The sequence below is a fragment of the Laspinema palackyanum D2c genome, assembly GCF_025370875.1.
Lineage (GTDB): Bacteria > Cyanobacteriota > Cyanobacteriia > Cyanobacteriales > Laspinemataceae > Laspinema > Laspinema palackyanum.
The window spans coordinates 1-1,446 of record NZ_JAMXFD010000071.1; the positions used below are offsets into that span (position 1 = coordinate 1).

General features: G+C 48.0%; 1 protein-coding gene. It reads right to left on the reverse strand.

The features are described 5' to 3' along the window. Positions 1–815: reverse transcriptase N-terminal domain-containing protein (locus NG795_RS28325; RefSeq protein WP_367291942.1), on the reverse strand; the 815-nt coding region annotated here is incomplete at its 3' end. Between the last annotated feature and the right edge of the window lie 631 nt (positions 816–1,446).

Consider the following 1,446-nt stretch of genomic DNA (forward strand, 5'->3'; position numbering starts at 1 on the left):
TCGGCATAGCGAATCACTTGTGGCTTCCAGTTTTGTCCGGTTTTCCTTTCGGGATACTGGCTGAGAACAAACGTTTCAAGTCCGTGTAGCGCAATATTTGCGAGTAGCGGGCTGATCACTCCTCCTTGCGGGGTTCCTTCGGATGTGGGGAATAGATTACCTCCATCCATCACACCTGCTTTGAGCCATCCTCGAATGACTCGACCTGCTAGAGAGAAGGTGTTCATCTTTTTCAGCAGTTCTTCATGGCTAATTTTATCAAAGCATTGAGCAATGTCGGCATCCAAAACGAACTTGGATTTCTGAGCAATTGCCGTAAAAATTGCTTCGACTGCATCGTGGGCGGAACGTCCTGGTCTAAAGCCGTAGGAATTTGGCTCGAATTTTGCTTCCCATTCTGGCTCAAGTGCCATTTTGAGAAGTGCCTGTAATGCTCGGTCGTGCATGGTTGGGATACCCAAAGGACGCTTTTCAGCTTTACCAGGCTTGGGAATCCAAACTCTTCTAACCGCTCGACTCTTGGACTCAAAGTCCATTGAGTTGATTAGTTGGAATCGTTGCGCTGGTGTGAGGGATTTAACCCCATCCACTCCGGCTGTTTTCTTTCCCTGGTTGTCCTGTGTGACCCGTCTAGTTGCCAAGCATTTAGCATACCAGGATTTCATCAGAAGCCGTTGGAGTCGGTGGACTCGTTTGACATCTCCACTTTGCGAAGCTCGATAAATTCGACGTTGGAGCTTAAAAACTTTCACCTGGATTTGTTTCCAGGGAATGTCTTTCCATTCATACCTAATCGTTTTTAGCGACTGGCTCATGACATTTTCACTCTACTAATGGACTTCATCGTTCAATCTGTAGTGGTTACGTCTGCGTATCCTTGGCATTACCCAAGGCTTTTGCTTCTTAACCAATCCTGCCTTCTGGGGTATCCGGTTTGACACCTACTCTGGGGTTCGACCTCCATCAGAGAACCGTCAGAAGGTTATCTCGTTCCCAATGTTCGTTTGGCGTTAGGGTTAGGATTCTACTGTTCTCCGGGTTGCTGAGATTTCTCTCTGGGTGAGTGTTGCACAGCCACGTTTTGTACAACCAGCAGCCGTTACCTTTTGGTCAAGCCTATCAGCCTGATTTGGCTTGGTTCTAATGACGGAGAGTTAAAACGCAGATTCGTTTTCCTATCCATGCCTAACTGTGCTAGAAGGGTTTCTGATTTGGGCTACCAGATACCTCCATTCCATCCCGCTTCATCCTTTGAGAATCAGTCACCAGATGGGGATGTGCTTCACCTTGTCACCACAAGGGGTCAGAATTGCACTGACACGAACATTGAGTTGTCATGGTTCCGTGGAACTTTCGTTCCTGTGGCTCCTTGCCGCTAATCCCCCAATCTATTGCTAGTATTGGTTTCTAGCGAACGAGTCGCACCCGCGTCTTAAGACCGGGGAG